Source organism: Methanosphaera cuniculi, assembly GCF_003149675.1.
GTDB lineage: Archaea > Methanobacteriota > Methanobacteria > Methanobacteriales > Methanobacteriaceae > Methanosphaera > Methanosphaera cuniculi.
The window spans coordinates 101861-123767 of record NZ_LWMS01000010.1; the positions used below are offsets into that span (position 1 = coordinate 101861).

Below are 21907 nucleotides of genomic sequence, written 5' to 3' on the forward strand. Positions count from 1 at the left end.
TAATTCCATTTTTTTTATAATATTTTATTTTAATATAAATTCAATCATCTTGACAACCTAACTTTTATACTATAAAATATTATAATTATATAATACTAAAAAAAGCAAAATTAAGGAAACTTTTAAATTAAAAATAAACCATGAAAAAGGAGGGAAAAAAACTTTATGTCAATGCAAATAACAGATCCTAAAGAACTACCAAATAACCCGGGCGTTTATATAATGCATGATAAAGATGATGAGATAATCTATGTGGGAAAAGCAAAGAATCTTAAAAAAAGAGTACAAAGCTACTTTAAAGATGAAGATAAACTAGATCATCCAAAAACTCGTGTATTAATGAGACATTTTAACTACCTTGAATACATAATAACAGACACAGAAAAAGAAGCATTAATTCTTGAAGCAAGTCTGATAAAAAAACACAGACCACAATATAATATACGTCTAAAAGATGGAAAACAATACCCATTTATTAAAATAACAAATGAAGAATATCCAAGAATCTTTCTAACACGAAACATAATAAATGATAATGCCTCATATTATGGACCATATCCTAATGCACATAAGGCACGAGAATTCATAGACTTCATCAACAAAAACTTCAAAATACGAACATGTAAAAGCATGAATGGACCATGCTTAAATTATCAGATAAAACAATGCAGTGCACCATGTATCAACAATATAACATATGATGAATATCAAAAAAACATAAAACATGTAAAACAATTACTAAGTGGAAAATATAAGACAATAATTAAAAACATGCAACAAGAAATGAAACGTGATGCTAAAAATATGAACTTTGAAAAAGCAGCAATACTACGAGATCAGATAGATACAATCAAAGTAACACTTGAAAAACAACACATACAGTTAACAGAAAATGTAGATGAAGATATAATAGCAATAGAACATAACAACCACGAAGCAAGTGTAACAATACTATCAGTACGTGGAGGAAAAACAAGCCGTAAAGATGATTTAACCTTACAACACATCGAAGATATGACAGATCAGGAGATAATAACAGAATTTATAAAACAATACTACATTACAGCACCAATACCTGATGTTATAATTGTTGAACAAAAAATACAAGATCAAGAAGTAATAAACGAATGGCTAAATCAAAAACATGAAAAACGTGTGAAAATACGAATAGCAGAAGATGAACACTACAATAAACTCATAAATATAGCTAAGAAAAATGCTAAAATAACACTTACAGAAAATACAAAAAAAGAAGATAATCCACTTGTTACACTCCAAGGATATCTTGGTCTTAAAAAACTACCTTATCATATTGAAGCATTTGATATATCTAACATATCAGGTGAATATGCAGTAGCATCCATGGTAGTATTTGAAGATGGAAAACCTAAAAAGAATATGTATCGTAAATTTAAGATGCAAACACCAGGACCTAATGATTTTGCAATGATGAAAGAAGTACTAACTAGACGTTATTCATATCTTTCTCCAAATACACCTAAAGGACAAAATTATATGAATGATCCTGATAATTCTTTCTATATAAAACCAGATCTTGTACTTATTGATGGTGGTAAAGGACAATTATCAATGGCAGTAGAAGTATTTAAAGAACTTAAAATAAAAGATGTTCCACTCATAGGACTTGCTAAGAAATTTGAGGAAATCTACATACCAGGACGTAGTAATCCAATTATACTTCCAAGACGTTCATCTGCTTTAAGATTACTTCAGTATGTACGTGATGAATCACATCGTTTTGCAATAACATTTCATCGTACACTACGTAAAAATGCATTTACAAAATCTGAACTTGATGAAATTCCTGGTGTTGGATTAAAACGAAAACAAGCTCTTATGCTTCATTTTAAAAATATTGATAATATAAAAAAAGCATCAGTTGATGAAATTGCAAGTGTTAAAAATATTCCAGAAAAAGTAGCACATACAATATATGAATATATGCATGAAAGTTAAGCATATAAAAGGTGGTGTAGAGTTTTAGAAATTTAATGATGAGAAGTATTTTCTCATCATTTTAAGTTTTTTTTCTTATTTTCAAGTATTTTTGCACTTTTCTTATTTCCATAAGGACAAATATATAGACACATTCCACATGCTACAGGATGTCCTTCATCACGACGTGACATTATATAATCTCCACATTTAACAGGATCATATGATAATTTTGGATCATCAAGATTTTTTATAGCATCACCTGGACATGCATTTACACATAATTGACAATCACCACACTGAGATTTCATCTCATTTTTCACATAATCTGCTAGAGGTGTATCTGTTAGTATTGTTACCCATGTAAGGCGTGGCCCAAATTCACATGTTGTAAGTAGATTGTTTTTTCCAATCCACCCAACACCTGCTATATGTGCACTTGCCTTGTTACTAAATGGTATTTTAAGATTTAACTCATCAGTATCTCCTGCTACATCTAGTATTATTGCATTATGGTTTTGTTGTTTTATTTTATCTGCTATTTTTATTGCTATTTTTTTAGCTCTTTGGTGTGAATTATAGTATTCATCCAGATATTCTTTTGCTATTTCATCATCCTGATAACTTAGTGGTATTTTTTCGATGATATCTTCATTCATTTTATGTCCTATTACTATTGCATATTGGTATTTGCAGATGTCATCTCCATATGTTTTTATTAGCTCATCACGATCATGGTATAAGTCTGCTACTCCACATACATCTGAGAGTTGTTGTACATATTCCATTATGTTCATCTATTATGCCTTCTCTTTTTAAGTTATTATTTTATTTTTATACAATACTTTTTTTTTATTTAAATATTAAAAAAAAAGAATAAAAGAATTGTTGGGAGTTTAGATGTGTAATTTTTTTAACTTTTTCATATAATCCTTTTTTTTATTATTCATCTTTTGGTGTGAATCCTATTATAACAGAACTTAGTGATTCATCATGTGAAAGATCAAAACAATCACGGATAAAATGATCTGTTTCTGTTGATGGTATTCCTACTGTGACAGATTTTACAGTACTGTCTATATCTTTGTCTGTTACAAAGTCACTTCCTGCTGATTCCATGTAGAAGAATTGTTTTTCTCCTGCTACTGATGCATCTTGGTATGTTACAAAGTTATCTGATAAGAAGTATACTGTTGGATCATTTCGTAGATCTTCTAGTTCCTCATCATCATATATCATTTCACCTATTATTTTTCCTGATTCTGTTCTTAGTGTGAATGCTGCAGGATCTGATGTGTATGATTCTTTGTTCATCTCTTCGACTGATTTTTCTTCATGTTTTCTTATTATAAGTAATGCTTCTTGTTCATCTAGTGCTTCTTTTAGTCCTTCATTTATGAATGGTACTATTTCATCAAGTCTTTTCATTTCATATAATAAGAGATTTTTTTTCATTTCATCATCAATTATTTCACTTAGAATTACATTATCTTCATCTTGCATGATTTTTTGTATTTCATATTTTTCTGTCATTAGAAAATCACTTACCTATCATTAGTTAAAGTTATTATATTTGTTATATGGCTTTTTAGTTGTAATATAATTTTTGGATATAATTTATTTTATGTAGTATATCCTACTATGAGTGTTCCTATGTTTTTATCTTCTCCCATGTTGTAGTACTCTTTGATGTATTGGTCTGTTTCTATTGATGGTACTGCTACTTTAAAGCTTTTTGTTATTTTTGATAGGTTTTCATGTGTTATGAAGGTACTTTTTTCAGCTTCAACTAAAAAGTATTGTTTTTCACCTTGTGTTGTGTTATCTTGATATGTTACAAAGTTATCTGACATAAAATAGGCATTAGGATCATTGTGAAGTTCTTCTAGTTCTTCTTCATCATATACCATTTCACCTATTATTTTTCCTGTATCTGTTCTTAGTGTGAATGTGTAGTCATAGGTTTTATCTTTGGATTGTATCATGTCTTGTTGTGTTTCATATGTGTTTTTTCGTATTACTACGAGTATTTCATCTTCATTGAATGTATCTAGTATTCCTTTATTTATAAATGGTACAAGTTCATCTACTCTTTTCATTTCAGATAGTAGAACTTCTTTTTTCATTAAATCATCCATTGGATCGACTATTATTACATCATCTTCATTTTGTATGATTTTTATTATTTGATCATCCATTTTAGTTGTCCTCCTTTTTATATAGTTGTTGAGATTAATAATTATATTGTAAAATTAACTGATATTAAGTTTATATTAATAAAGTATGGAAATTAAAAATAGAATATAGCTAAATTTAAAGATTAGTTTAATAATAAATTTTAAAAAAAACTAACTAATTTAATTTATTTAAAAATAAATAACATAATAGGAGTCAATAGATATTTATGAAAACAGTATGTGTAATAGCAAGTCCAAGAAAAAAGGGAAATTGTAAACAAATTACAGATATGATAATAAATAAAATAAATCAAGATCATGAAAATACAACAGAAATACATTTCATAGATGATATGAATATTAAACCATGCCAGGCTTGTATGGGATGTCGTAACCCAGAAAATCCACAACCATGTATTATAGATGATGATTTTAGGAAAATTATGGATCAATTTACAAATGAGGATGCAGATTTACTCATTTTTGCTGCACCTAATTATTTTGGTGAAATTAATGCACAAGGTCATATTTTTATGGATAGATTCTATTCAATGACTCAAAAAACATCAAATTATCTTAAAAATCATCCAAAATGTATTATTGTTTTCACATATGGAGCATCTGATGGATATTATGATGAATATATTAATTCACGTTCACGTCTTTTTGAATCAATAGGATTTGATGTATGTGGTGTAATTTCAGCTGGTCGTGGAAAACCTACATCAAGTATTGATGAAAATCTTATACTTAAAATTGAGGATGTTGTTAATAAAATTTAGAATTTCTTTTCTAAATTCTTTTTTTTTAATTTTAAATTATTTTTTTCACGTTTTTAACTATTTTTTATAATACTATTTTTTATTTTATTTTTTAGATTTTTTTTAAAAATCTATTTTTCTTAATTTTTAATTTTACTTTTTTTTTTACTTTTTTTTGAATTTTTTAAAATTTCTAAAATTAATTAAAAGCGTTCTTTGGAAGATTAATTTGATTTAATGTCTTTTAATTATGAATTTAGGTTTAACTAAATTCATAACATTAATTATGATTTACTAATATAACACATAAATATAAAGAATCCCACTAAAAAAAAATTAACACTACACAGATTCTTTATGCTTACACAAAATATTATTTTTTTAATAAAAAAAATGTCTTAAAAAAAAATAATATCAAAAAAAAAGATAAACCAATCCTCAAAAAAAAACAACTTATTTTTTGAGTGCAAGTTTATTTTTCCTATAATATTAAAAAACGTGATTTATTTTGATGAAAAAAACAAATTATAAGTTTTTATTAACAGCACTTGTAATAATGTCAATATTTATCACCCTAAGCACAATAAGTGCAACAGATAATGTATCATCTGATAATGCACAACTAACAACATCAGATGACATAACACAACTACAATCTGAACAAATAAATACTGATATTAAAAAAACAAACACTGAAAATAAAGACATACAAAAAGAAATTTCAACTAAAAAAAATAATAAAATAAACAATACAAACAATCAAAAAACCACAAAAAAAGACACATATTCAGTAAATAACTACCAAGAACTATATAATAAAGTAGAAGACATAAAATCAAATTCACAAAATACAGAAGAAACAATCACCCTAAATAAAGGAACTTATACAATAACAAACCCAATAAACTGGGGAAACACAACACAAACCACTAAAAAACTCACAATAAAAGGAAATGGACAAGTAATTGATGGTAAAGGAGTTAAAAACTTCATAAGTGTTAAAAATGATTACATATTAAATCTTGAAAATATCATCATACAAAATACTAATGCATCAAATGGATCAGCAGTATCTACAAACAATGCAACAGTAAACATACAAAACTCACAATTTAACAATAACAACGCAAGTATGGGTGGAGCAATACACAACTACAACCGTAGTAGTATTACAATCACAAATACAACATTCAACAATAACAATGCAAAAAGTGGAGGAGCAATATACAACCGCTTTGCAAACTTAACAGTTACAAATGTAACAGCAACCCAAAACAATGCAACATGGGGAGGATTTGTATACAATGCATATAATGGTGATGTAAGACTTATAAACTCACAATTTAACAAAAATAACGCAAGTATTGGTGGAGTAAGTTACACAGCACTTACAAGCAGAACAAAAGTATCAAATTCAAACTTTACAGAAAACACAGCTAATAGTTATGCAGGTGCAATCTATGTACAAAACTCAAATGCAACAGTTGAAAATTCAAATTTCAACAAAGGAACATCAAAATATGGTGGAAGTTTATACATGGATGGAGGAATAGTAACAATTACAAACTCCAACTTCACAGAAGATCAAGCTAAAGCTGGAAGTGGAGGATCACTATATGCTACAGGATCTAATGTAAAACTCACAGTTTCAAACTCCAACTTCAAAGACTGTACATCAGATATGGGTGGAGCAATCTATACTAATACAAATGGATTAGTTGTAGAAAATTCAAACTTCAAAAACTGTATAGATAACAAATACAACACAACAATATACACATTCCAAGGTTTAACACTTAAAAATTCAACAATCATTGCAGATATAGCAACTGTAAATGCTGGAGAACAAGTTACAATTACAGCACCAGTAAATGATAGAACACTAAGTGAAAATGAACTCATAACATTCAATGTTGAAGGTAAAGATTATACAACAACCAAAACAGGAATAGCTATAATATATAACACAACCTTTACTAAAGGTGGAAACCAAGTTGTAACAGTTTCATTCCCATCACAACCTGGAAATACAATGACACTTAACTACAATGTCATTAAAACAGGAGAATTTAATGTAACAGGATATGAAGAATTATACAACAAAGTTGAAGAAATTAAAGCAAACAATGAATACACAGAAGTAACAATAAACCTTAAATCAGGCGACTACTCAATAACAAACCCAATAAACTGGGGAAACACAACACATACAACAAAAACAATAACAATAAAAGGAAATAATCAAGTAATTGATGGTAAAAAAGTTAAAAACTTCATAAGTGTTAAAAATGATTACACATTAAACCTTGAAAATATCATTATACAAAATACTAATGCATCAAATGGATCAGCAGTATCTACAAACAATGCAACAGTAAACATACAAAACTCACAATTTAACAACAATAACGCAAGTATGGGTGGAGCAATACACAACTACAACCGTAGTACTATCACAATTACAAACACAACATTCAACAATAACAATGCAAAAAGTGGAGGAGCAATATACAACCGCTTTGCAAATCTAACAGTTACAAATGTAACAGCAACCAAAAACAATGCAACATGGGGAGGATTTGTATATAACGCATATAATGGTGATGTAAGACTCATAGATTCACAATTTAAAAATAACAATGCAAGTATTGGTGGAGTAAGTTACACAACACTTACAAGCAGAACAAAAGTATCAAACTCTAATTTCACAGAAAACACAGCTGATAGTTATGCAGGTGCAATCTATGTACAAAACTCAAATGCAACAGTTGAAAACTCAAATTTCAATAAAGGAACATCAAAATATGGTGGAAGTTTATACATGGATGGAGGAGTAGTAACAATTACAAACTCTAACTTCACAGAAGATCAAGCTAAAGCTGGAAGTGGAGGATCACTTTATGCTACAGGATTTAATGTAAAACTCACAGTTTCAAATTCCAACTTTAAAGACTGTACATCAGATATGGGTGGAGCAATTTATACTAATACAAATGGATTAGTTGTAGAAAACTCATACTTCGAAAACTGTATAGATAACAGATATAATACAACAATATACACATTTAAAGGTTTAACACTTAAAAATTCAACAATCATTGCTGATGTAAAAACTGTAAATGCTGGAGAACAAATTACAATTACAGCACCAGTAAATGATAGAACATTAAGTGAAGATGAACTTGTAACATTCAATGTTGAAGGTAAAGATTATACAACCACTAAAACAGGAATAGCTATAATATATAATACAACTTTCACTAAAGGTGGAAATCAAGTTATAACAGTTTCATTCCCATCACAACCTGGAAATATAATGAAACTTAACTATTATGTCATTAAAACAGGAGAGTTTAATGTAACAGGATATGAAGAATTATACAACAAAGTTGAAGAAATTAAAGCAAACAATGAATACACAGAAGTAACAATAAAATTAAACCCAGGTAACTACTCAATAACAAACCCAATAAACTGGGGAAACACAACACATACCACTAAAAAACTTACAATAAAAGGTAATGGACAAGTTATTGATGGTAATAATACTAAAAACTTCATAAGCATAACAAATGGATACACTTTAAATATTGAAAATATAACTGCACAAAACTGTTATGGTTTAAATGGATCTGTAATAAATAACATTAATTCAACAGTAACCATACAAGATTCAATATTTAATAATAACACAGCTAAAAACTATGGTGGAGTAATTTACAATGGTCATGCAAATACAACAGTAATTGATTCTAAAGCTTCAAAAAACAATGCTACAAATGGAGGATTTGTATACAACAACCATAATGGAAATGTTACAATTATAACATCAACATTTAACAATAACAATGCATCATTAGGTGGAGTAACATTTGATAACTCATTATCAACAACAACAATTATGAACTCTAACTTCACAAACAACAATGCAACATACAGTGGTGGGGTAAACTATGTATCTAATGCATCATGTGTAATTAAAAACTCAAACTACAACAACAATACAGCAAAAAATGGTGGAGCAATATTCAATACAAATAAAGGTAGTATAGATATTACAAAATCAAACTTCACAGATAACCATGCAAACATGGGAGCATTCATATACACAAACAATGCACCATTAAGCATAAAAGATTCAATACTACTAAACAATGTAGATGATAAAAATAACTACACAATGTACTTATTTAACAATATCACCATGAAAAATACTACTATCATAAATGACATGGGAGAAGTATCAAAAACAACCATAGTAACTATTAATTCACCTGTATATCTAAGATCACTAGGTGACTATGATAAAGCAGTATTTACTGTTAATGGTAAAACCTACACAGTATACAAACAAGGTGGAGTAAGAAGTATTATACAATTAAATACAACATTTAATACATTTGGTGATAATATTGTAGCTATAGCTTATGATGTACTACCTGGTAACACAATACAATTAGTATATCATATAAAAGATGTAGTTGAAAATATAACAGTTGATGACATAAATATTAGTTCACTTAAAAATGGTACTATTACAGCAATTGTAACTGATGTAAATGGTCATTCTATTAAAGGAGAACTTCCTGCAACAATAACTATAAACAACAAAACATATGATACTATAATTAAAAATGGTCTTCTTAATGCAAATATTCCAACAGACACATTAAAAGCTGGAGAATATGATGTTATAATTGATATACCAGAAACTGAAAATAGTACTCATGCACAAGTTACACATTCATTAAGTATAATAAAACGTGCAACACAAAACATGACACTTGATGATGTTACAATTAAAACAATGAATAATCATACCATTACAATCACATTAAATGATGTGGATGGTAATATGGTACAATCAAACTTACCTGTTGCTGTAAAAATTAATGGTGTAACACAAAAACATATAACAACAAATGGTAACTTACTTAATATAACATTAGATACTGATGATTTTAGAGCTGGAGTATATAATATAAGTATAAAATTAGGTGAAAATGGATACTACACAGGATCTGAATTAGTACAAAAACTAACAATTGAAAAACGTACACCTACTATAAGTATAAAAACAAACACACCAAAAACACAAGATACATTAGAAGCAGAAATCAGAATAACAGAAGATAACACATTAGTAGATGGAGGATTTGTAATCTTTAAAATTAATGGTGTAACACTTAAAGATGAAACTGGAAATACAGTACGTGCAAATGTAGAAAATGGATTTGCATATCTTAACTACAAACTTCCAAGTAATATTGGATCAGGAAATTACACAATTAGCGTAGTTTACAATAGTCCGTTCCATGAAACTATAAGAACTACAGAAAACTTAACAATAGAAAAACAAATAGTTGAAAATAAAACATTAGAAACAATCTTAACACAAAAAGGTGAAAATACAACAATAAGTCTTAACATAGCTGATATAACTGGAAAACAATTAGTTGGAAATACCAAAATAGCTGTAAAACTCAATGGTAAAACACAGATATCACAAACTATTAGTAATGGTAAACTTGATATTTCAATACCAACAGATACTTTCTCAAATAAAAATTACACCTTAACAATAATATTAGGTGCTAATGCATTATATGATAAAGCAGTATATAATGGTATGATAACAATAGTAAATCCAAGGGAAATGCCAGCTTATATTGAAAATGAAAATTTAACAGTTTTAGAATAAAGGAATTTTTTTAATTCTTTATTCTCCCTCTTAAACTCCCTACTTTTAAACTTCTATATTTTAAATTTAACTTAAAAACTTTTTATTTTTAAAAAAAGAAATTTAATTAATATTTTATAAATTATATCAAAAAAAAGGATAAAATGATTTATAGATGATATTTCTATTTTTTTATTATACTAAGAATCATCCATAATTTTAGGGGTGGTTAAAAAAAAGAATTTTATCTATTTTTTTAATTTTATATATTCTCTCATTTTATGAATTATATTTTTTTTAATCTAGACTATAATCATATTTTTCTTCTAGATGTACTTTTTTAATATCATAAATTCCACTATCACATTTAAATATTCTCTCAGCTTCATCAATAACAACACGTCTATCATACATAGGACCATCAAGTACTAATGTTTCAGCTTCTCCTCCTTCAAATGCTACGTGTATTCCATATTTTTCATTTAGTTTTATTAGTTCATCTAAGGATTCTTTGGTTATTTTTCGTCCTAGCCATTTTTCATCTAGTCCATATGCTGATACTCCTGTTAGTATTACATCAAATCCTAGGTCAATTATTTCATTCATATATTCTACAGGGTCTCTATGCCATAGTGGTGATATACATTCAAGATCTAATCTGTCACATATTGCTTCGATTCTTGATCTTTGATATTCTGATTCTATTGCTCCTGTATATACACATTCAATACCTTTATCTTTAAGTCTTATTAAACTTCCTTCAAGATCATCTAGTTCTTCTTCTTTTATTCCATCTGTTGCTATTTCTATTACCGGTAGTTCCATTGCTGCAGCAGTATAGTCTACCATGTCTATTGCTGGTACATGAAACATGTAGGATTGATCATTTCGTGATACCATTGTTAGTAGTGCATATATTTCATCATTATTTTTTTGTGCATGATATATTGCCATTGTACTATCTTTTCCACCAGAATATAGTATTACTGCTTTCATCTTATATAAATCCCCTTTTATTTGATAAATTATCTTTTTTTAGATAATTTTACTTATATGTTATTTTTATAATATTATATTTTATTTTTCTAAAGTATATAATCATAGAATAAAAAGGAGAAAAAAAAGATATATTTTTAAATTTTATATGTAGTATCATATTTTTTTTATATACTAAAATAAATAGAATAATTCTTCTTATTAAAAAAAAATAAAGTTAAGTTTTTTGTCTTAAAAAAGTTATATTTGGGTGTTTAATATTTTTTTATAGTAAAATAAAAAAAAAAGAAATGATAAAAAAAAGATTTTTTTTAAGAAAGTGGATTTTTCTATAATAGAAAAATATTAATCTCGTTTTTTTGGTCTAATTTTTGGTGCTCTTCTTTGTTGTGGTTGTGATTGTTTTTCCTCTTTCTTATCTTGTTTTTTATCTGACCTGAAACGTGAAAGTCTTCCTTTTTTAGGTTCTTCATCGTTTTGTGATGATTTTTTAGTTAAATTATCATCTTTTGTTAGTTGTTTGAAGTTCCTATTTGATCCTATATTTTGCTTACTACTATTTTCAAATGATTCATCATTAAATATGTCAATTGAGTCATGTTTTGGTGTTTTCTTAGTTTTACTACGTGTTTTTGGCATTGAACGTTGTGTTTTTGGCACTGTTTTTCTTTTAATTTGATCTTTTGTAGATTCTTTTTTCTCTTTTTTTCTTCGTTTTCTAAATGAGAATATTGAATCTATAAAGAATCCTGCAAGTGCTACAATTACACCTAGTACTGCTGATATGATTACAATGTCTGTCTGGTTTGGTGTGTATTTGTTTACTATGTTTACTTGGTCTTCTGTTGGTCCTGATACACTATGAATTATTGCTCCACTATCTTGTATTGCATTCATAATTTTTGTCACATTATTTGCTGATACTGTTGCATTTGCATCCATTGCTGTATAACGTAAATGTACATATGTTACAGATCCAAATACATCATAGATTCCTGTTAGTACTTCTTGAGGATCTCCATTTTCTTTAATTTTTATAAAGTATGAGTTATTTCCTTGATCTTCTATATCTTCAATACTGCTACTACTTGCTTTTATTTTACTAAAGAATGATTCTTGTTGAACTGGCGATTCAAATGGTTCATCAGTTCTTATTTCAATTCCTTGATATGTTACCTTTTGAACTCCAGATATTGATGATATGTTTTCGATAAGTTGTGTTACATTTCGATTTGTTGATAATCCCATACTAATTTCATCTGTACCTTCAATATTTTCCTCTATTATTGTACGGCTAAAATCTGGTATATCTTCAACTATTGGAGATAGTAGAAATGCTCCTCCTACCGCTCCGACTATTAATCCTAAAAGTAGGATTGATATCAGATTTTTTTTACCTAGATATGGTGTTAAAAGAGCTGTTGAAAATACAAATATCATAGCAATAATGAATAATATCAACATAATTATTATAGTTAATGCATCCATATGTTAATCCACTCTTAAAAAAATATAAATTTAACTAAATATAGAGAAAATAGCCCTTAATCTAATAGTCTTATTAGTTTTTTCATGGCTGATTTTTTTCTCTCTATTTTTTTCCATATTTATTTTATTTGTTTAAAAAAATGTGTTTTATAATTATTAATTATTTTTATCAAATATCATATTAGTATTTTATTATAACATGAAAATTTTTTTTTATCATAAAAATAATAAATTTATGAAAATTATATTAATAGTAGAAAATTATAGTATATATTATAAGATATAAAACGATTTTTTACAATAGACTATAAAAAGAATGAAATTACTAAATCATTTTATAAATAAAATTTAAAAACAATCAAATAAAAAAAAAACTTTTATTTAAAAAATATAAAACAGAGGTTATTAACAATGATGGTAGATTTACTACGTAAATTATCAGAAGCATGCGGAATCTCAGGATACGAAGATGAAGTACGAGATATAATCAAAGAAGAACTAGATGGAAATGTAGATTCAATAGAAACCGATATAATGGGAAACCTCATATCAACCCATGAAGGAAAAGAAGGAAAACCAAGCGTAATGCTAGCATCACACATGGATGAAATTGGACTCATGGTAAGCTACATAGACGATGATGGATTCCTAAGATTTGTAAAAATCGGTGGAATAAACGATCAAATGCTACTAAATCAAGAAGTATATGTACAAACACCAGATGGTGAAATACCAGGTATCATTGGATCCAAACCACCACACATTACAAGTGCAGCAGAAGCTAAAAAAATCATATCATACAAAGATATGTTCATAGACATCGGAGCTAACAGCAAAGAACAAGCAGAAGAACTAGTATCAATAGGAGATCCAATAGTATTCCACACAGACTTTGAAGAATGTCTAAATGACCTTGTAATGGGAAAAGCACTAGATAACCGTGTAGGTTGTGCTGTAATGGTAGAAGTAATGAAACAAACAGACTGTGATGCTACAGTATATGGTGTGGGAACTGTACAAGAAGAAGTAGGACTTAAAGGAGCAAAAACTTCAGCATTCAAATTAAACCCAGATATGGCAATAGCATTAGATGTAACAATTGCAGGAGACCATCCTGGTGTTAAACCTGAAGATGCACCAGTAAAAGCAGGAGATGGACCTGTAATATCATTTGCTGATGCAAGTGGACGAGGACTACTAACACATCCAATGATGAAAAAATTACTCGTAGAAGCAGCAGAAGCAGCAGGTGTTGACTACCAAATAGAAGTAGGTGATGGTGGAACAACTGATGCTACAGCAATACATCTTACACGTGAAGGAATAGCAACAGCAACACTCTCAAGTGGATCAAGATACATCCACACACCAATAAGTGTTGTAAGTATGAAAGATGTGGAAGATACAGTAAAACTCATACTTGAATTCTTAAAAAGATTATAAAAAATATAATCAAATCCCCACCAAATCCCCTTTTTTATTCTTTTTTAAAAAATCAACATCAACTAAACTTATTTTAACTTAATTTCAAATGTTTAATTTTAATATAATTATATAAAACATACTTATTTTAAAATCTAAATTATTATATAAAAATTATTATATAATAAACATGAACATATAATATATTATGAAATCTAAAATTATGGATTTATTCATAACTAGTGGAAAAGTTATTACATCAGCTGATGAACTATTCTATCTTAAAAATCAAGAGTCAGACAACATGGGAGTAATAATAAGTATTATATTCCCAGCACTTCTAGGAATAATAATAGGACTTTTAACATTTAATCCTGTTATTGCCATTGGAGCTATAGTATCACTTATTGTAATAACACTATTTTCAAACTTCATAAATACCATTTTCATATACATATTTACACATCTTCTAAAAGCAGAAGGTGGATTCTTTAAGACATTTAATATGATATCATATGCAAGTGCACTTGACATATTCATAATAGTAGCATTTGCACTAGCACAATTTAGAGTAGTCTTTTTATTATTTGTAATACTTGTTGGAATATGGAAAGCAATAATACAAATAGCAGCAGTAAATACAGTATATGATATAGGATATGTAAGATCATTCCTATGTTATAGTGGATTTTTAGCAATAATTGCAATAATAATTTTGGGGTTGATCTAGTATGGATAATAGTAAAAAAGTAGGAATTATTATAATCATAGCTATAATCTTATCAATATGCATAAGTGCATATGTAGGATACATAAACAATGAAACTATGGATAATACAACACAAAAATTAAATAAAGACACACTAAATTTAGATGATAACTTCACACCTGAAGTTATAAACATCAACATAAATCAAACTGGAACATACCTAATAAACTTCACAGACTCAGAAGACATAGCAACAATAACATCACAAAAAACTGATAAAGCTCAATCACTTAATATAACAAATACACAAGATGGTCAAAATCTTAACATAGACATAAATTCAGATACTGATGATAATGTTATACTACTAAGTAACAAGTACAAATATAATATAAACTGTAAATCAGTAGTAGGAGGATATGCAGTAGATCTACCAACAAATGCACATGTTGAAAACCTTACAACTATAGTTGGACTAGGTGGAGTTGCAATTAATCTTAATGGTGGAGTAATAAATAATATACAAAACCAGATAACAATTGGTGGATTAGCTATAGAAGGAAATGCTACAGGACTTGTTAATGCTAATTCAACAATTGCTGTTGGAGGACTTCAAATAGATGTTAATAATCCATTAAATATTCATTCTGATGTACTATTTGGTGGAAGTCAACTTAATAAAACAGAAACTAACAATACAACAGTTGACTTTGTAGATTCAAACTATAATAGTGCTGAAAATCGTATGAATGTAAATAGTAATATTCAAATTGGTGGAATTTCAGCATAAAAAAAATATAACACCATATAACCTCCCCTTATATTCTTTTTTATAATTAAATGACTTTTTTTTAAGCATATCTACATTTTTTATATATATATTCTTTAAGTTTTTATGAAAAAAATATTATCTACTTTTATATACTTTTAAAACTAAAAGTTAATAATATATTAGATATTCAATTTTTTGGATAAAGTATTTAAGATAACTTTAATTCTTTATTTTAAAGTTGATTATCATATAAAAACTATAAAAAAAACAAATTGAAGATAAGAGGAGAGATCGATATCGTGGATATAATTAATTATATTACACGCCAGTCTCATAAGCCTCTGATTGTAATTCCAGTAATACTAATGGTATTATCACTACTATATCTTGGAGTTTTCGGATTAAATGAAGGGATAGATCTTAAGGGTGGTACCATGGTAACATTGGATGTTAATCCTTCTACAACATCAAATCAAATAACTGATAATATAGAAAAAACACTCGGAGTATCTGATGTTAAAACCTCAATTGATGGATCAACAGCAACTGTTGAAATACCAGTTGATATTAACCAGGTAACCTTTGAGCAGAAGTTTTCAAATCAGTATAACATTTTAAGTTTTAAAAGTGTAGGAGCACTTCTAACGGATGCTTCTATTACACAGATTATTTATGCATTAGTATTTGCATTTGTATTTATGGCAGCTACAGTATTCTTTGTATTTAGAGATATTGTACCATCAGCTGCTATTATACTATCTGCTATTTGTAACCTATCTATTGCAGTAGGAGGTATGTCATTATTTGGTATACCATTATCTGTTGCTAGTGTAGGTGCACTTTTAATGCTTATAGGGTATGGAGTAGATACAGATATTCTTCTAACAACACGACTTCTTAAAAGAAAAGAAGGATCACTTGATGATCGTGCAGAAAATGCATGTAGAACAGGTCTTACAATGACAATAACAGCTCTATCTGCTATGGTTGTATTATTCCTTGTTGTTATAATATTTATACCAGCAGCATCTGTACTTGAAGAAATATCTGCAGTATTAATCATGGGATTACTCTCAGATTTACTATCCACATGGCTTATGAACTTAGGTATACTAAAATGGCACGCAGAAAGAGGTGGTAAACATTAATCAAGCCACTAAACAATTTCTAAAAAAACCTAGAACCATACTAATGGCAGTATTACTTATTATAAGTATTGTTTCTGTCGGAGTATTTGGTCTTCAGGAAGGACTTGACCTTGCTGGTGGATCAATGATACAATTACACCTTGATGAACCAGTAGATCAAGATACAATGTCAACCGTTACATCAGTACTTGATAAAAGGCTTAATGCTTTTGGTATTAGTGATGTAAAAGTAAGACAAAGTGGAGATCAAGATGTTATCGTTGAAATAGCCGGGGTTAAGCCCGAGCAGGTGCAAAATATTATAAGTACGCCAGGTAAATTTGAAGCAAAAATAAATGGAGAAACAGCACTTACAGGTTCTGATATTCAAACTGTATCAGCAGCAGAAGTAACAGGTAACCGTTGGTCTGTACCATTTAGTGTAAATACAGCAGCAGCAAATAAATTTGCACAAGTAGCACAAGGACAAGCTGGTGCAACAGTAGATATGTACCTTGATGATAAACTTATATCATCACCACAACTTGATGCTGGACTTGCAAATGGAGTAGGATCAACAGATATAGAAGTATCTGGAGGAGAACAATCCAAACAAGCAGCAGAAGAAAAAGCTACTGAAATTCACACAGTACTTGAATCAGGTGCACTTCCTGTAAAACTACATATTTCAGGAGTAAACAGTGTATCAGCAGAATTAGGTGCTGAATTTGAATCAGGAGTTCTTATTGCTGGTTTCCTCGCACTTCTTGCTATTGTAGCTGTAATTGCTATCAAATATAAATCTCCATCTCTTGTAATACCAATTATCGTAACAAGCGTATCAGAAGTTATACTTATACTTGGATTTGCATCACTTACACATTGGAACTTGGATCTTGCAGCAATTGCAGGTATTATTGCGGCGATTGGTACAGGAGTAGACGACCAAATTGTTATGACAGATGAGGTTCTTGCACGTCGTGATAGAAGTGATCGTAAAAATATTGTTAAATCAAGAATTAAACGAGCATTCTTTATTGTGTATGCATCTGCAGGAACACTTATAGCAGCTATGCTTCCACTTGCATATATTGGATTTTCAAGAGGTGCAACTGGAATTGGTATGCTCACAGGTTTTGCTGTAACAACAGTAGTTGGAGCTCTTGCAGGTATCTTTATTACAAGACCAGTATTTGCTGATTATATGGAAACATTCCTTATTAAATCACCAAAACAGACACTTAGTGCTTCTGGTACTGGAAATGTTAAAGATCAAGAACCTAAAAAGAACAAGAAAAAAGGACGTAAAACATTACAAAGAGAAGCAGAAGAAGCTAAAAAGAAAAGATTCTAAAAAGATAACTTTTTTTTAGTAATATTTTTTAACTTCTTAATTTTTTATTTTTTTTTAACCACCATTATCTTTATTTTAAAATAAAATTTTAACCATTCACATATATTTCTTTAAATATAATTCAACACTCTTTTTATTTGAAATTTTAATTTTCCATAAAAAAAAAACAATTTTTTTTAGTTATTCTCTAAAATTCTAAATATGAGAAATTAACATATATCTATATTATATGTTAAATAAAGATCATCCAAGATATAAATCATTACTTTATCGTGAAAAAATAGTAAAAGCACATGATGCTGGCATTCTTGCAGATTCAGGTATGATAGCACATGGACGAGGCGAAACATTTGATTATCTAATAGGTGAAAAAACAACACCTAATGCTAAAAATACAATAGATATAGCAGCATGTTATTTTCTAGTAGCTGAAAATCCTGTAATATCAGTAAATGGAAATACAACAGCATTAGTAGCTGATGAAATTGCAGAACTTTCAAAACTTCTTAATATACCTATTGAAATAAATTTATATTATCGTACAGATGAACGTGTCTTGAATATATCACGTGTATATGAAGATCTTGGTATTACAAATCTTCTTGGTACAAATGATGATGAATTTATTGATACACCAGATTTAAATGGTCCAAGATCACCTGTTAGTATTGATGGAATAAACAAAGCTGATCTTATATTCATACCATTAGAAGATGGAGATAGAGCAGAAAAACTCACAATTAACAACAATAAAAATACCATATGTGTTGATTTAAATCCACTTTCACGTACTGCTCAAACATCTACTGTATCAATTGTAGATAATATTGTACGTGTAATACCAGAACTTATTGATTCAATAAAAAAACATCAAAACATGTCTAAAGATGAGTTAAATGATAAGATTAAATCATTTAGTAATGAGGAGAATCTTTCAAATTCTATAAATGATATCATTAAAAGATTTAAGTAAAAAAAAGATTAAAAGTAATTAATATCAAAACATAGAAAAAACTTTATCTTACTTTTTCTATGTTTAAAAAAAAAATCAAATAAGTATCCTTTAAAAAAATTCTCACAATCCACCTTTTTATAAGGATGGAAAAAAAAATAATATAGTATTAATTGGAGTGTTAAATTAATTGAAAGTATATGGAGTAACAGGTCTGCCAGGTTCAGGAAAGAGTATAATATCACGAATTGCCAAAAAAGAAAATATTCATACAATAAGTATGGGTGATGTAATACGAAAGGAAGCTGAATTAAATAATTGTTCAACAGCACAAGCGGCTGTGAATCTTAGAAAAAAATATGGAAATAATGTTGTAGCAGACAGGTGTGTTAAACATATACAAAACCATGCAAAAAATCATAGGTTTAAAAAGAAAACACAAGTAAAAAAGATCCATAATAAAAATAAAAACAAAGCTCCCAGAAAATACAAAAAAATAGAACAAGACGTATACATCATCGAAGGAATAAGAAGTCCATATGAAGTAAAATACTTCAAAAAATTCTTCAAAAACTTCAAAGTAATAGCAATACACTCAAATCCAGAATCACGATTTAACAGACTAAAAAGAAGAAAAAGAAGCGATGATTCAACAGATTTCAAAAAATTCCAAGAAAGAGATAGACGAGAACTAAAATTTGGAATAGGAAATGTAATATCCTTAGCAGATTACATGCTAATAAATGAAGGACCAATACAAATATTTAAAAATAACGTACGAGCACTGATCACAAATGAAATCAAGCCTAAAAAACATAAAAGTAGAAATAAAAACAAAATTAAACAAAACAGAAAGTTTAAAAAAGGTAGAAAACAGTATCAAAAATATGATCCCAGAAAGCATCATTCTAAGACAAACAGAAGATGACTACCTAATAGCAGAAGGAGACATAGAACTTCTTGAAACAATACGTGATATAATCAAAATTACAAACTCACAAAAACTTGCAAAAAACATAATGAACACAACAAAAACTGATGAAACTGTAAGTTTTTACATAAATAAACAAGCAGCATACAACCATAAGTTCAACATACTTGATGAATCACTCTCAGCACTAGGTGACATTGAAGTTATAGCAAAAACACATAATAATCCAGATGATATAATTGAATGGTTAACAACAGATGATGATTAACTTATTTAATTATCATAACCACCTAATTCTTTTTAAAATAATACTAAATCATTAAAACTTTTAATTATTATAAATACTACTTTTAATAGATAATAAAACTAGTAAAAAAAAGATATTAAAAAAAAACTAGTAAAAACTAAAAAATATTTTTTTTAAATATAAAACTCATTATAATAATAGGAAAACTAAAATTTAATAACAAAAAAAATAGAAAAGGGGATTTTTTTATCATGGCAAAAACATTAAAATACAAAATTGCTAAATCCATAGGAAAACTAACATATAAAGGATTAAAATATCTTCCAACAGGAGGAAAAGCATACCCAGGATATATGTATCTAAAAATAAATGGAGTAGATAATCTAAATACATTAGTAAATGATCAAATAAAAATAGGATCCATACTAATAACAGGAACTAATGGAAAAACAACCACAACTACAATGATAATAGACCTATTTAGCAGAGATTTTAATGTTACAAAAAGTGTAGATAATAATACAATATATGCACTAACCACAGCACTACTATCAAAAAGTGCAGATATAGGAATATTTGAATATGGAATACGTGATATTAAACATGGACAACCTCATATTGTACAAAAACAAGTACAACCAATGTGTGTAGTATACACTAATATATCACGAGAACACACCCAAGTGTTAGGTGTTAAAAACTCATTTAAAGATTATATAAAAGCTAAAACACTTCTATCAAAAGATATGCAAGATGGTATTGTGATTGTAAATGCTGATGATCCAAACACAACCTATATTGGTAATAACAAAGAAGATAATTGTACTGTAATTTATTATGGATTTGATGTAGATAACATATCAGATAAATCAATAGGAGAAGTGCTCTGCCCAAATTGTGATAAACCCCTAACATATACACATAACTTTATGAATCAACGTGGAATATATGAATGTGATTGTGGATTTAAACGACCAGAACCTGACATAAAAGTAACACATATTGATATAACAGACACACAAATGAACATCACAATAGAAGGTAATGTATATAATGTAAATACACAATCTAAAATACCAATAAATGTAGATTTAACACTACCACATTTGGAATATATAACATATACAACGTTTTAGCATCAGCAACAACATATGCATGCTACAGTGAAACTCCAGATGAAATAAATGAAAAACTAGCAAGTTACTATAACAATCTAACATTTAACATCCTACCACCAGGAAGATTTGAAATAATTGATTATCAAAACAAAAAAGTAGGACTAGGACAAGGAGATAATGGAGATGCACTAAATGCAAATGCTAACCTTTTCCTTCA

17 protein-coding genes are annotated in these 21907 nt (G+C 28.3%); 12 read left to right on the plus strand and 5 right to left on the minus strand.

Annotated features, from left to right (window positions below; genetic code table 11):
* Positions 1-165: 165 nt before the first annotated feature.
* Entirely contained in the window at positions 166-1977 is a 1812-nt protein-coding gene (gene uvrC, locus MSCUN_RS02035) for an excinuclease ABC subunit UvrC (RefSeq protein ID WP_095609102.1), read from the plus strand.
* A gap of 56 nt (positions 1978-2033) precedes the next feature.
* On the opposite strand, the gene MSCUN_RS02040 is transcribed toward uvrC, so the two are convergent.
* The 3 genes from MSCUN_RS02040 to MSCUN_RS02050 form a co-directional block, all read right to left on the minus strand.
* A complete protein-coding gene (locus tag MSCUN_RS02040; RefSeq protein ID WP_095609103.1) occupies positions 2034-2753 on the minus strand; it encodes an epoxyqueuosine reductase in 720 nt (239 codons plus the stop codon).
* Positions 2754-2898: 145 nt separating this feature from the next.
* On the minus strand, positions 2899-3489 hold the full coding sequence (locus tag MSCUN_RS02045; protein ID WP_095609104.1) for a hypothetical protein: 591 nt from the start codon (positions 3487-3489) through the stop codon (positions 2899-2901).
* Between the two features lie 89 nt (positions 3490-3578).
* Positions 3579-4154, minus strand: coding sequence for a hypothetical protein (locus MSCUN_RS02050; RefSeq protein WP_095609105.1), 576 nt, complete (start codon positions 4152-4154; stop codon positions 3579-3581).
* Between the two features lie 206 nt (positions 4155-4360).
* Between MSCUN_RS02050 and MSCUN_RS02055 the strand changes: the two genes are divergently transcribed.
* Entirely contained in the window at positions 4361-4915 is a 555-nt protein-coding gene (locus MSCUN_RS02055; protein ID WP_095609106.1) for a flavodoxin family protein, read from the plus strand.
* 490 nt (positions 4916-5405) lie between these two features.
* Positions 5406-10595 carry a beta strand repeat-containing protein gene (locus MSCUN_RS02060; protein ID WP_095609107.1) on the plus strand — a complete coding sequence of 1730 codons (5190 nt, stop codon included), beginning with the start codon at positions 5406-5408 and terminating at the stop codon, positions 10593-10595.
* A gap of 276 nt (positions 10596-10871) precedes the next feature.
* On the opposite strand, the gene MSCUN_RS02065 is transcribed toward MSCUN_RS02060, so the two are convergent.
* Together MSCUN_RS02065 and MSCUN_RS02070 are read right to left on the minus strand one after the other, a co-directional pair.
* Positions 10872-11570: a diphthine--ammonia ligase gene (locus MSCUN_RS02065; protein ID WP_095609108.1), complete on the minus strand. Its 699-nt coding sequence runs from the start codon at positions 11568-11570 to the stop codon at positions 10872-10874.
* 345 nt (positions 11571-11915) lie between these two features.
* The gene (locus MSCUN_RS02070; RefSeq protein ID WP_095609109.1) at positions 11916-13058 is read right to left on the minus strand and encodes a hypothetical protein; all 1143 of its coding nucleotides are present in this window, start codon (positions 13056-13058) and stop codon (positions 11916-11918) included.
* A gap of 414 nt (positions 13059-13472) precedes the next feature.
* Between MSCUN_RS02070 and MSCUN_RS02075 the strand changes: the two genes are divergently transcribed.
* The 9 genes from MSCUN_RS02075 to MSCUN_RS02115 all read left to right on the plus strand — a co-directional run bounded on the left by MSCUN_RS02075 (position 13473) and on the right by MSCUN_RS02115 (position 21708).
* Positions 13473-14501, plus strand: coding sequence for a M42 family metallopeptidase (locus MSCUN_RS02075; protein ID WP_095609139.1), 1029 nt, complete (start codon positions 13473-13475; stop codon positions 14499-14501).
* Positions 14502-14688: 187 nt separating this feature from the next.
* Positions 14689-15210 (plus strand): hypothetical protein, encoded by a 522-nt coding sequence (locus MSCUN_RS02080; RefSeq protein WP_143744876.1) that lies wholly within the window; start codon positions 14689-14691, stop codon positions 15208-15210.
* Between the two features lies 1 nt (position 15211).
* Positions 15212-15979, plus strand: a complete 768-nt coding sequence (locus MSCUN_RS02085; RefSeq protein ID WP_095609111.1) for a hypothetical protein — start codon at positions 15212-15214, stop codon at positions 15977-15979.
* 281 nt (positions 15980-16260) lie between these two features.
* Positions 16261-17109: a protein translocase subunit SecF gene (locus MSCUN_RS02090; protein WP_245837667.1), complete on the plus strand. Its 849-nt coding sequence runs from the start codon at positions 16261-16263 to the stop codon at positions 17107-17109.
* Positions 17105-18442, plus strand: a complete 1338-nt coding sequence (locus MSCUN_RS02095; RefSeq protein WP_394338962.1) for a preprotein translocase subunit SecD — start codon at positions 17105-17107, stop codon at positions 18440-18442. Before MSCUN_RS02090 ends, MSCUN_RS02095 begins: the two co-directional genes overlap by 5 nt.
* 229 nt (positions 18443-18671) lie before the next feature.
* Complete coding sequence (locus tag MSCUN_RS02100) at positions 18672-19415, plus strand: phosphopantothenate/pantothenate synthetase (RefSeq protein ID WP_095609113.1); 744 nt, start codon at positions 18672-18674, stop codon at positions 19413-19415.
* Between the two features lie 169 nt (positions 19416-19584).
* Positions 19585-20322 carry an AAA family ATPase gene (locus tag MSCUN_RS02105; RefSeq protein ID WP_095609114.1) on the plus strand — a complete coding sequence of 246 codons (738 nt, stop codon included), beginning with the start codon at positions 19585-19587 and terminating at the stop codon, positions 20320-20322.
* Positions 20273-20593: a hypothetical protein gene (locus tag MSCUN_RS02110; RefSeq protein WP_245837672.1), complete on the plus strand. Its 321-nt coding sequence runs from the start codon at positions 20273-20275 to the stop codon at positions 20591-20593. Before MSCUN_RS02105 ends, MSCUN_RS02110 begins: the two co-directional genes overlap by 50 nt.
* A gap of 230 nt (positions 20594-20823) precedes the next feature.
* On the plus strand, positions 20824-21708 hold the full coding sequence (locus MSCUN_RS02115) for a Mur ligase family protein (RefSeq protein ID WP_095609116.1): 885 nt from the start codon (positions 20824-20826) through the stop codon (positions 21706-21708).
* Positions 21709-21907 lie beyond the last annotated feature (199 nt).

Coding starts and splice junctions, on each gene's coding strand:
- MSCUN_RS02050 (WP_095609105.1), bottom strand. CDS start 4,154: ATGGATGATCAAATAATAAAAATCATACAAAATGAAGATGATGTAATA.
- MSCUN_RS02080 (WP_143744876.1), top strand. CDS start 14,689: ATGAAATCTAAAATTATGGATTTATTCATAACTAGTGGAAAAGTTATT.
- MSCUN_RS02060 (WP_095609107.1), top strand. CDS start 5,406: ATGAAAAAAACAAATTATAAGTTTTTATTAACAGCACTTGTAATAATG.
- MSCUN_RS02055 (WP_095609106.1), top strand. CDS start 4,361: ATGAAAACAGTATGTGTAATAGCAAGTCCAAGAAAAAAGGGAAATTGT.
- MSCUN_RS02115 (WP_095609116.1), top strand. CDS start 20,824: ATGGCAAAAACATTAAAATACAAAATTGCTAAATCCATAGGAAAACTA.
- MSCUN_RS02065 (WP_095609108.1), bottom strand. CDS start 11,570: ATGAAAGCAGTAATACTATATTCTGGTGGAAAAGATAGTACAATGGCA.
- MSCUN_RS02075 (WP_095609139.1), top strand. CDS start 13,473: ATGGTAGATTTACTACGTAAATTATCAGAAGCATGCGGAATCTCAGGA.
- uvrC (WP_095609102.1), top strand. CDS start 166: ATGTCAATGCAAATAACAGATCCTAAAGAACTACCAAATAACCCGGGC.
- MSCUN_RS02085 (WP_095609111.1), top strand. CDS start 15,212: ATGGATAATAGTAAAAAAGTAGGAATTATTATAATCATAGCTATAATC.
- MSCUN_RS02100 (WP_095609113.1), top strand. CDS start 18,672: ATGTTAAATAAAGATCATCCAAGATATAAATCATTACTTTATCGTGAA.
- MSCUN_RS02045 (WP_095609104.1), bottom strand. CDS start 3,489: ATGACAGAAAAATATGAAATACAAAAAATCATGCAAGATGAAGATAAT.
- MSCUN_RS02040 (WP_095609103.1), bottom strand. CDS start 2,753: ATGAACATAATGGAATATGTACAACAACTCTCAGATGTATGTGGAGTA.
- MSCUN_RS02070 (WP_095609109.1), bottom strand. CDS start 13,058: ATGGATGCATTAACTATAATAATTATGTTGATATTATTCATTATTGCT.